Raw genomic sequence first — 17,339 nt, 5'->3', positions numbered from 1 at the left:
CTCACGACACGCAAGCGCAAAACGCCTGTGGGTTGTGAGGTTAAGCGACCAAGCGTACACGGTGGATGCCCTGGCAGTCAGAGGCGATGAAGGGCGTGCTAATCTGCGATAAGCGCCGGTAAGGTGATATGAACCGCTATAACCGGCGATACCCGAATGGGGAAACCCAGTGTGACTCGTCACACTATCATGCAGTGAATACATAGCTGTATGAGGCGAACCGGGGGAACTGAAACATCTAAGTACCCCGAGGAAAAGAAATCAACCGAGATTCCCCCAGTAGCGGCGAGCGAACGGGGAGGAGCCCAGAACCTGCATCAGCTTGTGCATCAGTGGAAGCGTCTGGAAAGTCGCAGGGTACAGGGTGATACTCCCGTACACAAAGGTGCACAGGCTGTGAGTTCGATGAGTAAGGCGGGACACGTGGTATCCTGTCTGAATATGGGGGGACCATCCTCCAAGGCTAAATACTCCTGACTGACCGATAGTGAACCAGTACCGTGAGGGAAAGGCGAAAAGAACCCCGGCGAGGGGAGTGAAACAGAACCTGAAACCGTGTACGTACAAGCAGTGGGAGCACCTTCGTGGTGTGACTGCGTACCTTTTGTATAATGGGTCAGCGACTTATATTCTGTAGCAAGGTTAACCGTATAGGGGAGCCGCAGGGAAACCGAGTCTTAACTGGGCGTTAAGTTGCAGGGTATAGACCCGAAACCCGGTGATCTAGCCATGGGCAGGTTGAAGGTTGGGTAACACTAACTGGAGGACCGAACCGACTAATGTTGAAAAATTAGCGGATGACCTGTGGCTGGGGGTGAAAGGCCAATCAAACCGGGAGATAGCTGGTTCTCCCCGAAAGCTATTTAGGTAGCGCCTCGTGAACTCATCTCCGGGGGTAGAGCACTGTTTCGGCTAGGGGGCCATCCCGGCTTACCAACCCGATGCAAACTGCGAATACCGGAGAATGTTATCACGGGAGACACACGGCGGGTGCTAACGTCCGTCGTGAAGAGGGAAACAACCCAGACCGCCAGCTAAGGTCCCAAAGTCATGGTTAAGTGGGAAACGATGTGGGAAGGCACAGACAGCCAGGATGTTGGCTTAGAAGCAGCCATCATTTAAAGAAAGCGTAATAGCTCACTGGTCGAGTCGGCCTGCGCGGAAGATGTAACGGGGCTAAACCATGCACCGAAGCTGCGGCAGCGACGCGTAAGCGTTGCTGGGTAGGGGAGCGTTCTGTAAGCCGTTGAAGGTGTGCTGTGAGGCATGCTGGAGGTATCAGAAGTGCGAATGCTGACATAAGTAACGATAAACAAGGTGAAAAACCTTGTCGCCGGAAGACCAAGGGTTCCTGTTCAACGTTAATCGGAGCAGGGTGAGTCGACCCCTAAGGCGAGGCCGAAAGGCGTAGTCGATGGGAAACAGGTTAATATTCCTGTACTTGGTGTTACTGCGAAGGGGGGACGGAGAAGGCTATATCGGCCGGGCGACGGTTGTCCCGGTTTAAGCGTGTAGGTGTGTGCGCCAGGCAAATCCGGTGCACTTTACACTGAGGCGTGACGACGAGGCACCACGGTGCTGAAGTGATAAATGCCCTGCTTCCAGGAAAAGCCTCTAAGCATCAGGTAACACGAAATCGTACCCCAAACCGACACAGGTGGTCAGGTAGAGAATACCCAGGCGCTTGAGAGAACTCGGGTGAAGGAACTAGGCAAAATGGTGCCGTAACTTCGGGAGAAGGCACGCTGGCGCGTAGGTGAAGGGACTTGCTCCCGGAGCCGAGGCCAGTCGAAGATACCAGCTGGCTGCAACTGTTTATTAAAAACACAGCACTGTGCAAACACGAAAGTGGACGTATACGGTGTGACGCCTGCCCGGTGCCGGAAGGTTAATTGATGGGGTTATCCGCAAGGAGAAGCTCTTGATCGAAGCCCCGGTAAACGGCGGCCGTAACTATAACGGTCCTAAGGTAGCGAAATTCCTTGTCGGGTAAGTTCCGACCTGCACGAATGGCGTAATGATGGCCAGGCTGTCTCCACCCGAGACTCAGTGAAATTGAAATCGCTGTGAAGATGCAGTGTACCCGCGGCAAGACGGAAAGACCCCGTGAACCTTTACTACAGCTTGACACTGAACACTGAGCCTTGATGTGTAGGATAGGTGGGAGGCTTTGAAGCGTGGACGCCAGTCTGCGTGGAGCCGTCCTTGAAATACCACCCTTTAATGTTTGGTGTTCTAACGTGGGCCCGTGATCCGGGCTGCGGACAGTGTCTGGTGGGTAGTTTGACTGGGGCGGTCTCCTCCCAAAGCGTAACGGAGGAGCACGAAGGTTGGCTAATCCTGGTCGGACATCAGGAGGTTAGTGCAATGGCATAAGCCAGCTTGACTGCGAGAGTGACGGCTCGAGCAGGTGCGAAAGCAGGTCATAGTGATCCGGTGGTTCTGAATGGAAGGGCCATCGCTCAACGGATAAAAGGTACTCCGGGGATAACAGGCTGATACCGCCCAAGAGTTCATATCGACGGCGGTGTTTGGCACCTCGATGTCGGCTCATCACATCCTGGGGCTGAAGTAGGTCCCAAGGGTACGGCTGTTCGCCGTTTAAAGTGGTACGCGAGCTGGGTTTAGAACGTCGTGAGACAGTTCGGTCCCTATCTGCCGTGGGCGCTGGAGAATTGAGGGGGGTTGCTCCTAGTACGAGAGGACCGGAGTGAACGCACCGCTGGTGTCCGGGTTGTCACGCCAGTGGCACTGCCCGGTAGCTAAGTGCGGAAAAGATAAGTGCTGAAAGCATCTAAGCACGAAACTTGCCCCGAGATGAGTTCTCCCTGAGGCTTCGAGCCTCCTGAAGGGACGTTGAAGACGACGACGTTGATAGGCCGGGTGTGTAAGCGCAGCGATGCGTTGAGCTTACCGGTACTAATGACCCGTGAGGCTTAACCTTACAACGCCAGAGGCGTTTTGGGTTGAGAGACAGAAGAATTTTCAGCCTTGTTTACCGGATAACGCCGTGCGGCCTGAGAGGGCGGTGCGGCAGACAGAATCTGCCTGGCGGCTGTAGCGCGGTGGTCCCACCTGACCCCATGCCGAACTCAGAAGTGAAACGCCGTAGCGCCGATGGTAGTGTGGGGTCTCCCCATGCGAGAGTAGGGAACTGCCAGGCATTAAATTAAAAAACCTGCACGTAACTTCGGGCAGTTCGCTACTCAACAGAGAGTAGGACAAAAGCGAACGCTTTTGAACGCTGCAACGCAGCGGCCCGAAGGGTGAATCACAGCGTGATTCATAAACTGCCAGGCATTAATTTAAGACCAGCACGCTGGTCATGACCTTACCGGTGACGCGGAAGGGCGAAACACCTGACAGCAGAACGTTTTTCTGCGATCAGTACAGAATCGGTGGAGCGGTAGTTCAGTTGGTTAGAATACCTGCCTGTCACGCAGGGGGTCGCGGGTTCGAGCCCCGTCCGTTCCGCCACTTAATTGGAAAGCCCTGACTTAACGGTCAGGGCTTTTTCCATTTCTACGGCAATCAGCCCAGGGAAATCACTTCACAACTTATTGATCGCGCATTGGCGTGCTACTCAGTCCTTTCCTTAATATAAAAGACATTACCTCCGCGCACTCTCCCGGCTGCACAATCTTCCTGCTGACATTCCGGTCTGTCCTCGACTGGCGCTCAAAACAGGCGTATTGAAGGTCCGGCTTCACCTCACCCTCTTTGCACTACACTGTCAGGCGGTCATTCTCACGACGCCGTATTCGCTTACGCCCTCCTGCGCTTTCAGGGACGCAGAACGGCTGCAAACGCGGCTGGATTTGCGCTGTAAACGTCATCAGAAGATGATGTTTAAACAGTTTGGGGGAGGGAAGTTACTGCTTTCAGGTGTGGGTGTACGGCTGTAACTGAGCCTGTATATGCCAGGGTTGCTCTACTACCCATTCGCTTAAAAAATCAATAAAGGCACGCACGCGCTGGCTTACGCCAAGATCGCTGTAATAGACAGCATTGAACGGCATCTCTACCGGTAAACGTTGATCGGCCAGGATCTCAACCAGACTTCCGTCAGCGATCTCTTTATGCACCATATAATCAGAAAGGCAGGCAATCCCATTACCGTCCAGACAAAGCTGCTTGATGGTTTCTCCGCTGTTAGAATCCAGTTCCGAACGGATGGTATAAAGTTCCCCATCGTCACAGGCGATTGGCCAGCGGTTAAGACGTGGCGCATCAATAAAACCGAGACACTGATGATTATCCAGATCGGCTGCGCACACAGGAATACCATATTTCTCCAGATACCCGGGAGAGGCAATAAAGCGGCGATAGCTGGTGAACAGCAGTCGTGCCCGCAGGCCTGAATCGGTAAGGCTGCCTGCCCGAATCGCCACATCGACTTTACGCTCGATGAGATTAATAAAGTTTTCAGATGAAATCAGTGAAAGGGCAATCTCGGGATAGCGCTCCCGAAAGGCTTTTATCATGGGCATCAGGAGATGCAGTATGACCGGAGTGGCGGCATCAATACGTAACAACCCCTTGGGCGCATGACGGCTCTCTATCAACGCGTCTTCTGCGGCCGTCATCACCTGAAGAAAATGCTGAACCTGCTGGAAATAACGTTCTCCTTCCTGCGTTAACGCAAGATTGCGTGTGGTGCGCGTCAGTAAAGCCAGTCCGAGTTTATTTTCCAGTTTTTTGATGGTGCGGCTGACGGCGGAATTGGCCATCTGCAAGGCGTCTGCCGCGCGGCTAAAGCTCCCGTTTTCAACCACGCTGACAAATACTTTGAGTTCTTCAGAAGATGCCTTCATTGTTTCCTTCATGTGAAATAGCGCCTGAGGCCATATACCGCTAATTAAAGCACAGCCTGCCGTTTACCCCCTTGGCGCGGATGGCTTTTTGGTAAAGCGGGCTAAAGAAGACGAAAGCGCCTTTCCGTCAGGCCGGTTATCTTTTTAGTGGAAGAAACGGTCTGCACAGGCCGGATTACGCCATTCGTGACGACAATAAAGTGGGAGGGCGGTCTCGAACAATCGTCGGCATCGATTGAAACTGCGTACTAAAATCCCTATAACAGATAAGTGACATGAATTTCTGAATGATTAGCCAGGCGGGACAGTGCGCAAAAAAACCTATGCGATGAGATATGTAGCCGGACAGCCAGCGGAAAGGATCTTTCCTCCGGGTGCCATGTTTCATCTCGGCCAGGCACTGCCACCGGGTGAGCCACTGCCCGCCGATCCCACTTTGAAAGTATTAGTATGGAATATCTTTAAGCAGCAGCGCGCTGACTGGATGTCCGTGCTGGAAGGGTTTGGTAAGGATGCCCATCTGGTTCTGCTTCAGGAAGCGCAGACGACGCCCGAGCTAATCCGCTTTGCGACCAGTAACTATCTGGCGGCCGATCAGGTTCCGGCTTTAGTACTGCCTCAGCACCCCTCTGGCGTCATGACGTTAGCTTCTGCTCACCCTGTTTATTGTTGCCCCCTGCGCGAGCGAGAACCCCTGTTAAGGCTCTCAAAATCCGCCTTAGTCACGGCGTATCCGCTTCCCACGGGCGAGATGCTGATGGTTGTGAACATCCACGCGGTAAATTTTAGCCTGGGCGTGGATGTTTACAGCAAGCAGCTCGGCCCCATTGGCGAACAGATTATCCATCATCGCGGGCCTGTCATTATGGCGGGCGACTTCAACGCCTGGAGCCGCCAGCGCATTAACGCCCTCTATCGCTTTGCGCATCAGATGAAACTGGAAGAGGTGATGTTTACCGCTGATCACCGGCGTAAAGCCTTTGGCAGACCTTTAGATTTCGTTTTTTATCGCGATATACACGTCAGTGAAGCCTCGGTTCTGGTGACGCAGGCATCCGACCATAACCCGCTTTTGGTTGAGTTCAGTACCAGACGATAAAGGTGACATCAGGCAGGAAAGGGCAGAGAGAACGTGGTCACGGGCAGGATGTAGAATCAAACAAGAAAAAAGGCTGACAAATGTCAGCCTTTTCAACGTATCAGGTATCTGGTGTTGCGTTATTCTTAACGAACAACGTGAGCTCGTCACCAGGCTGAATATCTTTTGCGTTACTCACAACCCTGTTCCAGCGCATCACGTCTTTGATGTTAACGCCGTGACGACGGGCGATACTGTCAAGAGAATCACCCTTACGAACGCGATAGGTGATGCTGTTGCTATTATCCGCCAGGCTCGTGCCATTCGAACCCACAGTCAGTAACTGACCGGGACGAATACTGGCACTGCGCAGGTTATTTTGCTGCTTCAGTGCGGCCACGCTGACGCCTAACTTATTCGCAATACCGGATAAGGTATCGCCGCTTCGCACTTTGTAGCCCCCCTCATTGCTGGCTTTCGCCAGTTGTGTGGGCTGCACGGCAGAGATATCACCGGAAGCCAGTGAATCACGCAGCTTTGCGACGTTAGACTTCGGCACCAGAATGTAATGTGGCCCATTGGGTGCTGTTGCGCCGCCTTTATAACCGGTATTGAAGCTCTTCAACTTGGTGAGCGACATCCCCGCCATTTCTGCGGCCTGCGTCAGTTTTATCTGCTGACCCACTTCAACGCGTGCCAGAGCACGGTTTTCGTCAGGCGTCGGCAGTTTGATACCGTAACGCTTGTTGTGCTTAAGCAACTCGCTCAAGGCCAACATTTTTGGTACATAAACCGTGGTTTCACGTGGAAGCGAAAGATGCCAGAAGTCGGTAGGCTTACCGCGCGCCTTGTTCTGTTTAATCGCTTTGAGTACCCGTCCTTCTCCGCTGTTGTAAGCCGCCACTGTCAAAAGCCAGTCACCACCAAACATCGTATTAAGACGCTGCATCATATCCAGTGCTACTTTCGTTGAGGCGACAACATCGCGACGACCATCGTAGTAACGGTTCTGTTTTAAACCATAGTTTCGACCCGTACTCCCAACGATCTGCCAGATGCCAGCGGCATTTGCAGATGACGTTGCGTGAGGATCAAAAGCGCTCTCCACTATGGGTAGCAGTACCAGTTCCATCGGCATATTACGTTTCTTAATCTGCTCGACTATCCAGTACATGTACGGCTCTGCCCGTAATGTTACATCGTGGAGATAGCTCTTATTTTTTAAAAACTTTAATTTCTGTTCGCGGATCCGGGCGTTTTCCGGAATCCCCATCTTCAACTCGTCACTAATGAAACGCCAGAGATCATTATCTTCTGCGAGGCCAGTTCCATCTTCCTGCCATCGCGGCGATAAAAGTCGATCACCGTATTTTCCATTTTCACTTTGACCAGCTGAAGACAGACTCTGGGCATGCTGTTCGGGGATATTGGCGTCATTCCGTGATGCCTGACATCCTACCAGCAAGACCGAGGCGAATAATATCGCTTTAGCCTTCATGTGTGTGTCAATAGTTCGCTTAAAAGACGAGCAACTATACGTGACGGTCCTTCACAACACAACCCGAAAAATCAAAAAGCGTCTTTCTTCTCGCGTAGAACAGCAAATGTTTGCCATACGGGCCCAACCCCAGCATCAACGTTTAAAGCGCGTTGTAAATCAGCATCTTGCGTTCGGAGAAATAAATTTATTACACGCTCATGGGCCAGTTTTGTAGGTAAAGTAATGCGGTTTTCGGCCCGTAAGTCCTTAATTTTATGGTATTCAGCCGTTATTTGCGGATCGTGGGGTAAAATTGCGGCAGCAAACTTCAAATTGGATAAAGTATATTCATGCGCACAGCACACCAATGTGTCTTCCGGGAGCGAGTTAAGCTTTTGAAAGGATTGGTACATTTGCTCGGGGGTGCCTTCGAAAAGCCGTCCGCAACCACCTGAGAACATCGTATCTCCACAAAAAAGATAAGGTGCACTGTAATATGAGATATGTCCTAAAGTGTGCCCCGGCGTAGCGATGACCGCGAATGACAGGCCCAAAACGTCAACGTTATCTCCTTCACGCACGCATGTTTTTGCCCCTTTATCTGCCGTTTCCTGCGGACCGTAAACGGCAATCTCGGGAAAATGTTCACAGAGCGTTTTCACGCCACCGACATGATCGTTGTGATGATGCGTCAGCAAAATGGCGACAGGCTGCCAGCCATTGGCCTGAATTTTCTCCAGAACCGGCTGGGCTTCACCCGGGTCAACAATCAGGCATTTTCCTTCGTCATCTGTTAACGTCCAGATGTAGTTATCTTGCAGTGCAGGAATGCTGGTAAGATTCATAAATACCTCTCGCTGGTCGTTAAAAGGAAAATGGTAAAGCATGAAGCCCGCCAAGACACGCCAAATCCTGAACGCCCCACGCTCATGGCACGATATGCCATGGGGCATTTACTTTCGCGATGCCCTGACGCAGCAACTTCAGCCTTACCTCGGAAAGCTTTATGGCTTTCATATGCTTAAGCTTGGCAACCTCAGCGCAGAAATCAATACGGAACAGTGCGCGATTTCCCATCAGGTCAGCGTAGGTGTCGAAGGTGAAGGCTTACAGGTCCTGGCGCATCCCACCCAGCTCCCGTTCGAAGCCAAGTCTGTCGATGCCTGTTTACTGGCCCATACGTTATCCTGGAGTCAGGATCCCCACCGGGTATTGCGGGAAGTGGACCGGGTATTGATCGATGATGGCTGGATGATAATCAGCGGCTTCAATCCGTTCAGTCTGCTGGGTATCAGTAAAATAGTACCCGGAATACAGCGTAAAGCGCCCTGGAGCGGGCGCATGTTCAGCCAGATGCGATTACTGGACTGGCTGGGATTGCTGAATTATGAAGTGGTCTTTCGTACGCGTTTTCAGGTGTTGCCCTGGCACCGGCAGGGCGGCAGAATGATCAGCGCTCACTTACCTGCTTTAGGGTGCCTGAATATCGTCGTTGCGCGTAAGCGCAGTTTCCCCCTCACGCCGACCAAGGCAAGGATGAGTCTGAGCAAAAGGCCCCTGCCGCAGCCTGTGAATGCGACACGGCAGTTCAGACACGTCAACGATCAGGATTCTGGTTGATAGCCGATATCATCAAAAGCCGGATGGTTTGCGGCATGGCGTGCCAGTTCATCGCAGCGTTCATTCTCCGGGTGGCCCGCATGGCCTTTAACCCACTCCCATTGAATCTGATGGGTGCTGAGCGCAGTATCAAGCCGTTGCCACAGATCGACGTTTTTAACCGGCTTCTTATCGGCTGTTTTCCAGCCGCGTTTTTTCCAGTTATGAATCCATTGCGTAATGCCCTGGCGCACATACTGACTGTCGGTACTCAATACCACGTCACAGGGTTGTTTCAGGGCTTCCAGCGAGACGATAGCCGCCATCAGTTCCATGCGATTATTGGTCGTCAGGCGGTAACCGGCGCTAAATGTTTTTTCATGTTGCCCATAACGCAAAATTGCGCCATAACCCCCCGGGCCCGGGTTGCCGAGGCAGGAACCATCGGTATAAATTTCTACCTGTTTGCGCATCTCTGGTAGACTTCCTTCTGACAAAACGCCAAGTCTGACATAAAACGAGCCCTATGAGCACTGCAAATAACCGCCAAATCGTTCTCGATACTGAAACCACCGGTATGAATATGATCGGGGTGCATTATGAAGGTCACCGCATCATTGAGATCGGTGCCGTTGAAGTGGTGAACCGTCGCCTGACAGGGAACAACTTCCACATGTATCTCAAGCCCGATCGGCTGGTCGACCCGGAAGCGTTTGGCGTTCACGGTATTGCCGATGAGTTTCTGCTGGATAAACCGACCTTCAGTGAGATTGCCGATGAGTTTCTTGACTACATCCGTGGTGCAGAACTTGTTATTCATAATGCCTCGTTTGATATCGGCTTTATGGATTATGAGTTCAGCAAGCTTGAGCGCGGCATCGAAAAAACGGAAACCTTCTGCAAGATTACTGACAGCCTGGCGATGGCGCGCCGTATGTTCCCCGGTAAGCGCAACAGCCTCGACGCGCTGTGTTCACGTTACGAGATAGACAACAGTAAGCGTACGTTGCACGGCGCACTGCTCGATGCCGAGATCCTGGCCGAAGTCTTTTTAACCATGACGGGCGGACAAACGTCCTTGTCTTTCTCGTCGGAAGAGGATCGCTCGCGTCAGCAGCAGAGCGAAGGCATTCAGCGCATCGTTCGGCCCATATCAGGATTGCGCGTGGTCACCGCCAGTGATGAGGAAATCAGTCATCACGAATCACGGCTGGATCTGATCATGAAGAAGGGGGGCAGTTGCCTCTGGCGCGCCTGAGTCGCAAAGATTTGTGTGTAAAATCAACATCGGGGCGAAAATAGCAGCAAACGGAAGCGGGCAGGGGGAAAACCGTTGACGGCGAGTAATGATGTGATTAATATGCGCCTCGTTCCCGACGGGGAACAAAGCGCGGAGCGGTAGTTCAGTTGGTTAGAATACCTGCCTGTCACGCAGGGGGTCGCGGGTTCGAGCCCCGTCCGTTCCGCCAAATTTTGACGCCATGCTGGTTATCAGCATGGCGTTTTTGCTTTCTGGCTCTGGACGTTTCTCGTCTTCCTCTCAACAGCCGGTTTGCCCGTCACGCTCAGTGCTATCCCGTATTTTCGATCTGATGCCCGTCGCACCCAATAAATGCCCCATAAAGGCAGGGTAAGAACGACGTTCCCACAGCCAGTCCTCACAGAAACGGACTGACTGAGAGTAAGCGTGAATCAGTCTTTCTGCATCGCGACGGCACCCGACGGGATTGTCGTATGTTTTCCTGCAACCTGTTTTTCCCGCGCCACCAGCCAGTAGCAGCTCGCCGCCAGCGCCACGCCGATAAACCAGCTAAAGTTGGCGACCTGATGCAGAGAAGGGATAAAGCTAATCACCAGACAAATAGCGACCGAGGGCAGCAGGGCAACAATGGCTTTTGGGTTAAATCCACCGCGATACCAGTAGCGCCCCTGCGGTGTGGCATCGAACAGATCGTCCACAGAAATACGACCGCCTTTGATCAGGTAAAAATCGGCTAACAGAATGCCAAACAAAGGCCCGATAAACGAACCCAGTACGTCCAGCGTATAGTGAATCAGTTCAGGCGACTGGAACAAATTCCACGGCGTGAGCAGGACCGAACCCACCGCTGCAATCATCCCCCCGGTACGAAAACTGATTTTCTGAGGCGAGCAGTTAGAAAAATCGAAAGCAGGAGACACGAAGTTCGCCACAATGTTGATGCCAATCGTCGCGGTGATCATGGTCAGTAAGCCAATCGCCACGGCTAAATCGCTGCCAACCATGCTCACGGTTTCGATAGGATCGGTGATCATTTTACCAAACAAGGACTGCGTACCCGATACAATCACAACGGTCACGATGGAGAACAGCAGGAAATTGAACGGCAGTCCCCAGCGGTTACCCCGGCGAACCTCACTCATGCTTTTGCCGTAGCGAGAAAAGTCACCAAAGTTCAGCAGCGGGCCTGAGAAGTAAGACACGACCAGTGCCGTTGCCGTAATCATCTGCCAGGTTTGTTCACCGACGGACAGCGATTTGCTGGCCAGCGTAAACGAAATACCGTCGAATCCGGTTTTGTATACAATCCAGCCCGCCAGTGCCAGCATGACGACGTAAACGGCGGGACCAGCGATATCAATAAAGCGCTTAATCGCACTCATGCCGTGCCAGAACACCATCGCCTGCAGAACCCACATCACGCCAAAGCAGTACCAGCCCAGTTGCGATAAGCCAAGCCAGTGGCTGTGCGTCAGGCTTTCCAGCGACGGATAAAACTTCAGCAGCACCAGCATCAGCGCATTCGCCGCCAGCCAGGTCTGAATACCGTACCAGGCAAACGCAATCAGGCCGCGGATCACCGCCGGAATATTGGCGCCAAAGACACCGAATGCCTGGCGGCAAATGACCGCATAAGGCACGCCGGCCATCTGGCTGGGTTTAGCGACCAGGTTGGCGCAGAGCTGAACAATACAGATCCCCGCCAGCAAACACAGCAGCACCTGCCAGCTGGCCAGCCCTAATGTGAAGAAGCTTGCCGCGACCACGTAGCCGCCCATGCTGTGCACATCCGACATCCAGAAGGAAAAGATGTTGTACCACGACCAGTTTTGATGACGGGTAGGCGCCAGGTCAGCATTACATAGCTTCGGACTGTATGCTTTTCCGGCTTCAGAGGCCGATGTGTTACCCACCGTTGAATGATTTGGCATGAAACCTGCTCCTCTCAAAGACATGAATAAAATAACCTTGTGAAATCACATTGCAGGATCCAGGCCAGATTTGTTTTTTGTATACAAAATTTATTTTTAACGTATACGATAAGTGACGCAATGATGTTTACCGGAGCGGGTGATGAAGAGTGAAACAGGCCAGAGAACGGCGGCCGAGCTGCATGATAAAGATGAACCTATCTATCAGGCGTTAATGAACGCCATTGTCGAACATCAACTGCCGCCCGGCAGCAAATTGCCGGAAGAAGCGCTTTCAGAGGTCTTTGGCGTGAGCCGCACGGGCATCCGTAAGGTCTTGCAGCGCCTTGCTGCGGTGCAAATGATCACGCTCACGCCCAAACGTGGTGCACATGTCGCCACACCGGGCGTGGAGGAAGCGCGGGATATTTTCCGCACCCGAAGCCTGCTTGAGTGCGGCAATCTTTCTGCGGTGCTGGAACATCTGCAGGCACCCCACCTGGCCGGGCTCACGGCCCTGGTTGAGCAGGAAAAAGAAGCGATTGCCCGGCATGACGGGCCGGCGGCGATTCGTCTGTCCGCGGCCTTTCATATCCAGTTGCAGGCGATTTCGGGCAATCAGGTATTAACGGATTTGGTGACGCAACTGGCCCAGCGATCGTCGCTGGTGATTGCCACCTGGGGCGCGCCCTGGCAGCGCGGTTGTCGCTGTGACGATCACGGCCAGTTACTCCAGCGACTCCGGGAAAAAGACCTGGTATCACTGACCGCCTCGCTGCAGCACCATTTTGAACACATCGTTGCCAGCCTCCATTTTGAGCGCGGAGGCGAAACACTACCGGATTTTTCCCGACTGTTTGCCGGGCATAAAGGAGCTGTATCATGAGCCTGATTCAGGTTATCAATCCCAATACCAGCCAGGCGATGACCGAAACCATCGGTCAGGCGGCCCGCGCGGTGGCCGCACCTGGAACGGACATTATTGCCGTTTGCCCTTCGCAAGGCGTGCCGTCGATTGAAGGGCATTTTGATGAGGCGATAGCGGCGATCGGCGTGCTGGAACAGGTGAAGCTCGGCAAAGCGCAGGGCGTTAGTGGCCATGTGATTGCCTGTTTTGGCGATCCTGGCTTGCTGGCGGCACGCGAACTGGCCAGCGGGCCGGTCATCGGTATCGCGGAGGCGGCCATGCATACCGCCACATTGGTGGCAACGCGTTTTTCAATTGTCACGACGTTGCCCCGCACGCTGGTCATCGCACGCCATTTACTTCAGCAGTACGGTTTTACGCACCATTGTGCCGCTTTACATGCTATTGATTTACCCGTGCTGGCGCTGGAAGACGGCAGCGGCGTGGCGCAGGAGAAAGTGCGCCAGCGCTGTATCCAGGCAAAGCGGGAAGATGGCTGTGGCGCCATTGTTTTAGGCTGTGGGGGCATGGCAACGCTGGCCGCGTCGCTGACAAAAGAGCTGGAGATGCCGGTGATTGATGGCGTCAGCGCCGCCGTCAAGATGGTGGAATCGCTGGTGGCGCTGGGTTTTGGCACCAGTAAACAAGGCGATTTAGCTTATCCGCTACATAAACCGCTCTCAGGTGTCTTTCAGCACCTAAACTAAGCAGATGTTCCCGTTCAACGACAGGATGCAAGTGATGACTGAAAGCCAGGATAAAAAAACCTACAGCTTCAATAAGAATTACCCGCGTGACCTGATCGGTTACGGTGGAAAGCCTCCACATGCGCGCTGGCCAAAGAAAGCGCGCGTCGCGGTGCAGTTTGTACTCAACTATGAGGAAGGGGCAGAAAACAACGTTTTGCACGGCGACACGGGTTCAGAACAGTTCCTGTCTGACATCATTGGGGCGGCCAGTTATCCGGATCGGCATATGTCGATGGAATCCCTGTACGAGTATGGATCCCGTGCCGGTTTCTGGCGCATTCACAATGAGTTTCAGAAGCGCGGACTGCCCCTGACCGTGTTTGGCGTCGCGATGGCGTTGGCGCGCCACCCGGACATCGTGGACGCCATCAAACAGGCGCAGTATGACGTGGTCAGCCACGGCTGGCGCTGGATCCACTATCAGGGCATTGATGCTAAAACCGAACGTCAGCACATGCAGCAGGCGGTGGATGTGTTAACGGACCTGTTTGGCAAAGCGCCCACAGGCTGGTACACCGGACGCGACAGCCCCAATACGCGGCGGCTGGTGGTGGAACAGGGCGGCTTCAGTTATGACAGCGACTATTATGGTGATGATTTGCCATTCTGGACTCAGGTCACCTGTCAGGACGGTACGGTAAAACCCCATCTGATCATTCCTTACACGCTGGAATGCAACGATATGCGCTTTGCCTCGCCCCAGGGTTTCAATACCGCAGAGCAGTTCTTCACCTATCTGCGCGATACGTTCGACGTGCTGTATGAAGAAGGCGAAACCGCGCCCAAAATGATGTCGGTGGGGATGCACTGCCGCCTGTTAGGTCGCCCGGGAAAATTCCGCGCCTTGCAAAATTTCCTCGACCACATTCAGCAGCATAAAGATGTGTGGATTTGCACCCGGCAGCAGATTGCCGATCACTGGATAAAAACCTACCCCGCGCCAGAGGCGTAATCTCCCGGCGGCAAGCGCTTGACGGCAAAAGGATGTCGCCACGCGCTGCCCCGGTTTCCGGCATTGTCGTCCGCACGGCCCCACTCAGTCACATAACGTGGGATCGGCCTCAATCATCAACTGCTTCATCTCTTCGAAATGCCGCAGAGAGAAGTCGGGGATGCCTTCCCAGTCACGGGCCGTTTTTTCCGCGACCTCGTCGCTCAGCACCTTCAACGGTTGCCCGGTAGACCAGGCGGTGACCAGAATCTGGCAGGCCCGCTCCAGTGTCCAGATATCATCATAGGCCTCGCCCACCGTCTGGGCGGTAACCATAACGCCGTGATTACCCATCAACAGACGACGCTTATCGGTCAGCAGGCTGGCCAGTCGGGCGCCTTCCTCCTGAGTGTCTGCCATGCCCCCGTACAGGGTATCCACCGCGATACGGTTGAAGTAGCGCGCACTGTTTTGATCGACAGGCGGAATGTGTGGCTGCGCCAGACAGGCGACGCTGGTGGTGTAAACCGGATGCAGATGCATCACGACCCGGGTTTCTGGCAGCCGCTGATGAATTTGCCCATGGATCGACCAGGCGGTGGCGTCTACATCGTCCCGCTCTCCACAGGCGGTATCTTCTGCATTGAGCAGCAGCAGGTCGCTGGCGCGAAGCCGTGAAAAGTGTTTCCACTTTGGGTTCATCAGAAACTGCTTACCATCCGGTGAAACGGCGGCACTGAAATGGTTCGCTACCGCCTCATGCATGCCCAGATGGGCAATAATGCGAAAGGCCGCCGCCAGATCGATACGGGTCTGCTCTTCAAAAGAAAGCGCCATATTCCCTCCTGAAAATGAACGCGTGACGGGCACGCGTTTGAGATTAAGGTTTTGGCATCAGGGTGTTGAGATCGTCGGCTGTTGGCGCTTCAAAATGGTATTTTTTGAGCAGCGCGGCATATTCGGGCGTTTTACTGAAGGTAGCCAGCGCAGCGACCAGGGCTTTTTTCACCTCCGTATTGTCCTTCTTCACGCCAAAACCGTTTAACACCGGATAGATAAGTGTCGTGGAGGAAATCTGAATACGGTCGCCCAGCTTTTGCACCACGCCACGCGCCACGGCGGCATCGGTAATCTGTGCTTCGACCGCATGGGAGAGCATCGCCTGCGTTGTCTGCGGATCGGTCGAATATTCGCTAATCGCGATGGGGGGTTTACCGTTTTTCACACAGTAATCTTCAGACAGTTTGTGTAACTGCTGCAACCACGACGTGGCGCCCATCGAACCGATTTTATGGCCGCAGAAATCTTCAGGCGTTTTGGGTTGGTAATCGCTTCCCTTCAACGACAGGATAGCTTCGCCGCTTTTCAGATAGGGAATCATGTCGATCACTTTCATGCGATCGGCGGTGATGTACATCGACGAATTAGTCATATCAAACCGGTTACTCTGCAAGCCGGTAATCAGGTTAGGGAAACGGGTATCAATGTTAACGGCCTGACGGCCCATCACTTTGGCCAGACCATCAAGAAACTCAATGTCAAAGCCGGCGGGTTTATTATCCTTCATGTACTCATACGGAAAGAAGGTCATATCCGATCCGGCGATAATTTTGCCGGGTTGTAAAAAGGCTGAGGCGTTAAAGGACGCCAGTACAGCGCCTGCGACAAGCAGACTTAACACGTAGGTTTTCATCATTATTCTCTCTCTGAAAAATGCCATCAGACGTTGGCAAGATCTTTACCGGCCTGTTGAACAAAAAACGAAGCACCGCGCGGTTTCTGCGGCAGGCGGAAGGCGTTTGCGGTGCTGCGGATCATGCCGCTCTCCTGACCGTAAACCAGCGTGCCCGCATCCGGGCTGGGTAACGGGTTTTCACCGAACGGCAGTGCATCTTCAGCGGCGTACACGGCGATAAACAGTGTGCGCGGCCATTCGGTTTCATTGGGACTGGAGGCGTGCAGCAGTCGGGTATGCATAAAGCACACAGAACCCGAGGGACCAAAACAGGCGGTAGGTTGTTGGCACTGTTCTTTCACCACTGCGGGATCAACGGCACCGGTAAAGCGGCCACCCTGCCAGTGTGAATAAAGCGGCCCCTGATGGCTGCCCGGCACCACGTTCAGCGGACCATTTTCCTGCGTGACCTCACTGACCATCAGCAGCGCGGTCACGATATCGTCGTTGCTGTGCGGGGTGAACAGGAAATCCTGGTGCCACTCCACTTTCGTTGCGGTATGGGGCAGTTTCGAGTTGATCTTACTGTGATGATAGCGTGCACCGCTGCCCCCGATTAACTGTCCGGCAATCTGCGCCATACGTGAATGCAGTGCCGCATGGCGATAGGCGGCAGAGATATCGTTCGGTGAGCTGACGCGGCGCAAAGAAGGATGATCGGCACGGTGATCGCTCTCAATATCGAAACGCGGACGCCCATCCTGCGTATCGCCCCAGGGCGCATTCTGGCTGCGGCTTTCCTCAACCCACTGGTCAAAGTCGTGTTGTAGCGCTGCGATTTCATCGCTTGTCAGGACATTTTCAACTACCAGAAATCCCTGCTGGTGATACTGATCTACCTGCCACTGTTCAATCATGGTCGTGCCCTCGTGATT

14 protein-coding genes, 2 tRNA genes and 2 rRNA genes are annotated in these 17,339 nt (G+C 53.6%); 10 read left to right on the top strand and 8 right to left on the bottom strand.

The window, feature by feature from the left end; all coding sequences use genetic code 11:
- The first annotated feature begins 38 nt into the window (after positions 1 to 38).
- The 3 genes from GC090_RS16365 to GC090_RS16355 all read left to right on the top strand — a co-directional run bounded on the left by GC090_RS16365 (position 39) and on the right by GC090_RS16355 (position 3,477).
- A 23S ribosomal RNA gene (locus tag GC090_RS16365) occupies positions 39 to 2,944 on the top strand.
- Between the two features lie 103 nt (positions 2,945 to 3,047).
- A 5S ribosomal RNA gene (gene rrf, locus GC090_RS16360) occupies positions 3,048 to 3,163 on the top strand.
- Positions 3,164 to 3,400: 237 nt separating this feature from the next.
- Positions 3,401 to 3,477, top strand: a tRNA-Asp gene (locus GC090_RS16355).
- 404 nt (positions 3,478 to 3,881) lie between these two features.
- Here the strand turns inward: GC090_RS16355 and yafC are convergent.
- Positions 3,882 to 4,814 (bottom strand): DNA-binding transcriptional regulator YafC, encoded by a 933-nt coding sequence (gene yafC / locus GC090_RS16350; RefSeq protein ID WP_205957307.1) that lies wholly within the window; start codon positions 4,812 to 4,814, stop codon positions 3,882 to 3,884.
- A gap of 307 nt (positions 4,815 to 5,121) precedes the next feature.
- Here yafC and GC090_RS16345 point away from each other — a divergent pair, with 307 nt between their 5' ends.
- Complete coding sequence (locus tag GC090_RS16345; protein ID WP_006117999.1) at positions 5,122 to 5,913, top strand: endonuclease/exonuclease/phosphatase family protein; 792 nt, start codon at positions 5,122 to 5,124, stop codon at positions 5,911 to 5,913.
- 100 nt (positions 5,914 to 6,013) lie between these two features.
- Here the strand turns inward: GC090_RS16345 and mltD are convergent, their stop codons facing one another.
- Together mltD and gloB are read right to left on the bottom strand one after the other, a co-directional pair.
- The gene (gene mltD, locus GC090_RS16340) at positions 6,014 to 7,390 is read right to left on the bottom strand and encodes a murein transglycosylase D (RefSeq protein WP_282498543.1); all 1,377 of its coding nucleotides are present in this window, start codon (positions 7,388 to 7,390) and stop codon (positions 6,014 to 6,016) included.
- Between the two features lie 71 nt (positions 7,391 to 7,461).
- Positions 7,462 to 8,217 carry a hydroxyacylglutathione hydrolase gene (gloB, locus tag GC090_RS16335; protein ID WP_054688126.1) on the bottom strand — a complete coding sequence of 252 codons (756 nt, stop codon included), beginning with the start codon at positions 8,215 to 8,217 and terminating at the stop codon, positions 7,462 to 7,464.
- Positions 8,218 to 8,257: 40 nt separating this feature from the next.
- On the opposite strand from gloB, the gene GC090_RS16330 reads away from it, so the two are divergent.
- Complete coding sequence (locus GC090_RS16330; protein WP_006118002.1) at positions 8,258 to 8,992, top strand: class I SAM-dependent methyltransferase; 735 nt, start codon at positions 8,258 to 8,260, stop codon at positions 8,990 to 8,992.
- Here GC090_RS16330 and rnhA read toward each other — a convergent pair.
- Positions 8,977 to 9,444, bottom strand: a complete 468-nt coding sequence (gene rnhA / locus GC090_RS16325; RefSeq protein WP_006118003.1) for a ribonuclease HI — start codon at positions 9,442 to 9,444, stop codon at positions 8,977 to 8,979. The genes GC090_RS16330 and rnhA overlap by 16 nt on opposite strands.
- 53 nt (positions 9,445 to 9,497) lie before the next feature.
- On the opposite strand from rnhA, the gene dnaQ reads away from it, so the two are divergent.
- A complete protein-coding gene (gene dnaQ / locus GC090_RS16320) occupies positions 9,498 to 10,229 on the top strand; it encodes a DNA polymerase III subunit epsilon (RefSeq protein ID WP_324020417.1) in 732 nt (243 codons plus the stop codon).
- A 134-nt stretch (positions 10,230 to 10,363) separates the two neighbouring features.
- A tRNA-Asp gene (locus tag GC090_RS16315) sits at positions 10,364 to 10,440 on the top strand.
- A gap of 223 nt (positions 10,441 to 10,663) precedes the next feature.
- Here the strand turns inward: GC090_RS16315 and GC090_RS16310 are convergent.
- On the bottom strand, positions 10,664 to 12,163 hold the full coding sequence (locus tag GC090_RS16310) for an NCS1 family nucleobase:cation symporter-1 (RefSeq protein ID WP_033738495.1): 1,500 nt from the start codon (positions 12,161 to 12,163) through the stop codon (positions 10,664 to 10,666).
- A 142-nt stretch (positions 12,164 to 12,305) separates the two neighbouring features.
- Between GC090_RS16310 and GC090_RS16305 the strand changes: the two genes are divergently transcribed.
- Genes GC090_RS16305 through puuE form a run of 3 tightly spaced genes read left to right on the top strand, consistent with a single transcriptional unit; the run spans position 12,306 to position 14,750 of the window.
- A complete protein-coding gene (locus GC090_RS16305) occupies positions 12,306 to 13,028 on the top strand; it encodes a GntR family transcriptional regulator (protein WP_006118006.1) in 723 nt (240 codons plus the stop codon).
- Positions 13,025 to 13,756 (top strand): allantoin racemase, encoded by a 732-nt coding sequence (gene hpxA, locus GC090_RS16300; protein ID WP_033738498.1) that lies wholly within the window; start codon positions 13,025 to 13,027, stop codon positions 13,754 to 13,756. Before GC090_RS16305 ends, hpxA begins: the two co-directional genes overlap by 4 nt.
- A 34-nt stretch (positions 13,757 to 13,790) precedes the next feature.
- Positions 13,791 to 14,750, top strand: a complete 960-nt coding sequence (puuE, locus tag GC090_RS16295) for an allantoinase PuuE (RefSeq protein WP_033738501.1) — start codon at positions 13,791 to 13,793, stop codon at positions 14,748 to 14,750.
- 84 nt (positions 14,751 to 14,834) lie between these two features.
- On the opposite strand, the gene GC090_RS16290 is transcribed toward puuE, so the two are convergent.
- The 3 genes from GC090_RS16290 to GC090_RS16280 are packed head-to-tail and all read right to left on the bottom strand — an operon-like array spanning position 14,835 to position 17,321.
- Positions 14,835 to 15,566 carry a class II aldolase and adducin N-terminal domain-containing protein gene (locus GC090_RS16290; RefSeq protein ID WP_006118009.1) on the bottom strand — a complete coding sequence of 244 codons (732 nt, stop codon included), beginning with the start codon at positions 15,564 to 15,566 and terminating at the stop codon, positions 14,835 to 14,837.
- Between the two features lie 43 nt (positions 15,567 to 15,609).
- Positions 15,610 to 16,425 carry an ABC transporter substrate-binding protein gene (locus GC090_RS16285; protein WP_277281287.1) on the bottom strand — a complete coding sequence of 272 codons (816 nt, stop codon included), beginning with the start codon at positions 16,423 to 16,425 and terminating at the stop codon, positions 15,610 to 15,612.
- Between the two features lie 23 nt (positions 16,426 to 16,448).
- Positions 16,449 to 17,321 (bottom strand): phytanoyl-CoA dioxygenase family protein, encoded by an 873-nt coding sequence (locus GC090_RS16280; RefSeq protein WP_324020415.1) that lies wholly within the window; start codon positions 17,319 to 17,321, stop codon positions 16,449 to 16,451.
- Positions 17,322 to 17,339 lie beyond the last annotated feature (18 nt).

Source organism: Pantoea sp. JZ29 (assembly GCF_035190385.1).
GTDB lineage: Bacteria > Pseudomonadota > Gammaproteobacteria > Enterobacterales > Enterobacteriaceae > Pantoea > Pantoea stewartii.
The sequence above is the reverse complement of the archived record's forward strand: the minus strand, read 5'-3'. Positions and strand labels throughout refer to the sequence as shown.